This window comes from Streptomyces sp. NPDC001156, from assembly GCF_053598275.1.
This window is the reverse complement of sequence record NZ_JBSFJX010000464.1, coordinates 1-2,247: the sequence shown is the minus strand read 5'-3', so window position 1 is coordinate 2,247 and position 2,247 is coordinate 1. Positions and strand designations below refer to the sequence as shown.

Sequence of the window (2,247 nt, the reverse complement as noted above, 5' to 3'; positions counted from 1 at the left end):
GCGGGAGACCAGTGCATCCACCACCGTTCGGGATGCGCCAGTTGACCAGGACTGGGTACAAGACTCACTCCTGCTCACTGACTAGGAACGGTGGAGGAGTCACGGACCCGCCTGTCAGTCGGCGGTGCCCGGCGTGACTACCCAGCGGTGCGGCTGCCCGGTGAGGGAGGCGATCATCTCGAAGTCCCCGTCGTAGTGGAGCACCGTGGCACCGTGGCGCTCCGCGGTCGCCGAGATGAGCAGGTCGGCCATGGACAGGGCGCGGTGGAACCCGCCTTGCAGGGCGAGTTGCTGGACCTCCACGGCTCGGTCCCAGACCTCGTGGGGGCAGGGCAGGTAGTCGAAGGCGTCCAGGAAACCGGCCAGCCGTGCCGCTTCCGCCTTGTCGCGGGCACTGTGCATCATCTCGATCTTGACTGCCCCGGTGATGGCGAGCAGTCCCCGCAGGTGCAGCGGGTCGACGACCTCGCGGACGGCAGGCTTGGTGCGGCGCGCCAGGGCGGACTTGTCGATCAGGTAGCGGGTGGTCACGCGGCGTTCCGCTTGAGGGTGCCGTCCTGGTTCTTCGGACCGGTGGTCTCGATAATCTCGCTGAAGTCGAACTCGCCGCGGTCCATCGCGTCGAAGAACTCCTGCCGCCGGATCCGGTTGACGACCTCCTGCAGCGCGGCACGCACGGCAGCCGCCTTGGTGTTGACCCCCAGAGCGGCGCGGACCTCCTCGACAACGGCGTCATCGAGATCGATAACGGTACGAGACATGATGCAATCTCCATTGCCTAGACGATACTTTAACGATATCATTGCGACGCAATAAATGATAGCGGGCGAGAGGTCATTCGTGAGCGGCTCGACGGCAGCTCTGCAAGGACACTCGCAGTGTGAACTGCGCGGATGAGTTTTCGGCACACGCAGGGTCATAGAACTCCGCTCGACCGAGAGCGAGTTGACCCGGCGCCGGGAGGCGGCTCACGGCGAGATCCGGCGACTGCGCACGGACGCCTCATGACGTGACCTGAGCGGTGTCTTGGGCGGCCGCGGCTACCTGCGACGTGTCGCCTGGGCGGCGGCCAGCAGATTCCGGATCTCCATGATGTCCTTACCGGTGCGTATCGCGATCCGGGCCGCCGGCTCCCCACCCTGGTATGCGGCCACGATCGCCGCGGTCAGGTCCCGGCGGGCCGCGTGGACGGCTTCCTGCGCGTCGTGCAGGGCCTGGGCTGCCATCTCCAGCGTGTGCTCCTCGCTCGTCATACGGGCATCGTGCCAGCCGGGCCGCAGGGCCGCAGGGCCCGTACGGTGGGCGTATTCCGGTGAGCGGACGGCAAGGGGCGGCGGTATGGCGGGATCACGGAGTTAATCGGGCTGTCCTGTACGACGATTCGGCGCTGGAAGGCGGCAGACCAGTGACGTACACGGAGTTGGCCGCGCTGTCCCGTACGACGATTCGGCGTTGAAAGGCGGCAAACCAGTGACATACACCGCGTACACGGACAGCAGGGGCCGCACCACTGATGACCGGATCGCAATGGTGAAGCGCCCGGGGGACCCGATCACCGCCCAGCAGCGTACGGCCGCCCGGCTCCTGCTGGAGGACCTGCTGTTCGCCGCCGGACGCCACGGGCTCACCCTGGATGACTTCGACGGGGTTGTGGATCTCCCCGGAGGGTGCCTGGACGTGATCCTGAGCAAGACCCGCCGCCCTTGACCAACCCAGCGCCCAACCAACGCTGAGGCCCGCCGGCACCCCGCCGCGCGGGTCTCCGCCGTTCCCCACCACGGCCGCCACGTCATGACGACCCTGTGCCGCTCGAAAAGCCGTCGTCGCAGGTGGCATCGGTGACGGTCCATCGGCTGGCAGCATGTCCGGGTGATCGTGTCCTTGCTGTACAAGGCGACCCGGAAGTTGCTCTCCCTGCCGCCGTTGCTGCTCCGCGGGGATGCGGCGAAAGACGCTGAGCTTCTCGTCCTGCGCCACGAGAACGCGGTGCTGCGCCGGCAGTTGGCCGGCCCGGTCCGCTACGAGCCAGTCGATCGGTTGTCGTGTGCTGCCTTGTCGGGGCTGATACCTCGGTGTCGCCGGCGCGAGGTCTTCCCGCTCACTGCGGGCACCCTGCTCGGCTGGCATCGCCGATTCGTCGCCGCGACGTGGAACTACAGCGCGCGCAGGCGCACCGGTCGGCCGCCGACCGCCACGGCGCTCAAGAGCCTCGTACTGCGACTCGCCGGCGAGAATCCGCGATGGGGC

General features: G+C 67.6%; 4 protein-coding genes and 1 pseudogene. 2 read left to right on the top strand and 3 right to left on the bottom strand.

The genetic code is table 11. The annotated features are described in order from the left end of the window. Positions 1-114: 114 nt before the first annotated feature. The 3 genes from ACWDA7_RS52195 to ACWDA7_RS52185 all read right to left on the bottom strand — a co-directional run bounded on the left by ACWDA7_RS52195 (position 115) and on the right by ACWDA7_RS52185 (position 1,253). The gene (locus ACWDA7_RS52195; protein ID WP_450615176.1) at positions 115-531 is read right to left on the bottom strand and encodes a PIN domain-containing protein; all 417 of its coding nucleotides are present in this window, start codon (positions 529-531) and stop codon (positions 115-117) included. Further along, complete coding sequence (locus ACWDA7_RS52190) at positions 528-761, bottom strand: type II toxin-antitoxin system VapB family antitoxin (RefSeq protein ID WP_433134957.1); 234 nt, start codon at positions 759-761, stop codon at positions 528-530. The genes ACWDA7_RS52195 and ACWDA7_RS52190 overlap by 4 nt, the downstream gene beginning before the upstream one ends. A gap of 279 nt (positions 762-1,040) precedes the next feature. Beyond that, positions 1,041-1,253: a hypothetical protein gene (locus tag ACWDA7_RS52185; RefSeq protein ID WP_450615174.1), complete on the bottom strand. Its 213-nt coding sequence runs from the start codon at positions 1,251-1,253 to the stop codon at positions 1,041-1,043. Positions 1,254-1,470: 217 nt separating this feature from the next. On the opposite strand from ACWDA7_RS52185, the gene ACWDA7_RS52180 reads away from it, so the two are divergent. Together ACWDA7_RS52180 and ACWDA7_RS52175 are read left to right on the top strand one after the other, a co-directional pair. Then, complete coding sequence (locus tag ACWDA7_RS52180; protein WP_450615172.1) at positions 1,471-1,707, top strand: hypothetical protein; 237 nt, start codon at positions 1,471-1,473, stop codon at positions 1,705-1,707. 162 nt (positions 1,708-1,869) lie between these two features. After that, a pseudogene (locus tag ACWDA7_RS52175) lies at positions 1,870-2,247 on the top strand (hypothetical protein); the annotation flags it as partial.

Coding starts and splice junctions, on each gene's coding strand:
- ACWDA7_RS52190 (WP_433134957.1), bottom strand. CDS start 761: ATGTCTCGTACCGTTATCGATCTCGATGACGCCGTTGTCGAGGAGGTC.
- ACWDA7_RS52185 (WP_450615174.1), bottom strand. CDS start 1,253: ATGACGAGCGAGGAGCACACGCTGGAGATGGCAGCCCAGGCCCTGCAC.